Source organism: Acetobacter pomorum (genome assembly GCF_002738225.1).
In the GTDB taxonomy this organism is placed as follows: domain Bacteria; phylum Pseudomonadota; class Alphaproteobacteria; order Acetobacterales; family Acetobacteraceae; genus Acetobacter; species Acetobacter pomorum.
The window spans coordinates 1-284 of sequence record NZ_PEBQ01000027.1; the positions used below are offsets into that span (position 1 = coordinate 1).

The following is a 284-nucleotide window of genomic DNA, read 5'->3' on the forward strand; positions in this document are numbered from 1 at the left end:
ATCGATGCGCGGCCGGTCGGCGCGATCGTAGTACGGCTGCAGGCGTTTCCCGGTCAGCAGTTCAGTGTTGGGGATCAGGAAATTCAGCTCCAGCCGCCCCTTGTCGGTGTGCTCCACCCACAGAATGCTGTACTGGTCTTTATCGAGCCCGGGCATCAGAACCCGCTCAAAGCTGGCCATAATCTGCTCCCGCTGCCCGGGCGGCAGTTCAGCCTCCGCGAACGACAGCACGCCGGAGGTGTACTTTTTCGCATACGGCGAGGCATCGATAAGCTCCCGGACTT

Annotated in this window: 1 protein-coding gene; it reads right to left on the reverse strand. The window is 61.3% G+C overall.

Annotation, left to right across the window (positions count from 1 at the left end; translation table 11 throughout):
* On the reverse strand, positions 1–284 hold a 284-nt coding region (locus CSR02_RS02100), incomplete at both ends, for a relaxase/mobilization nuclease domain-containing protein (protein WP_167384076.1).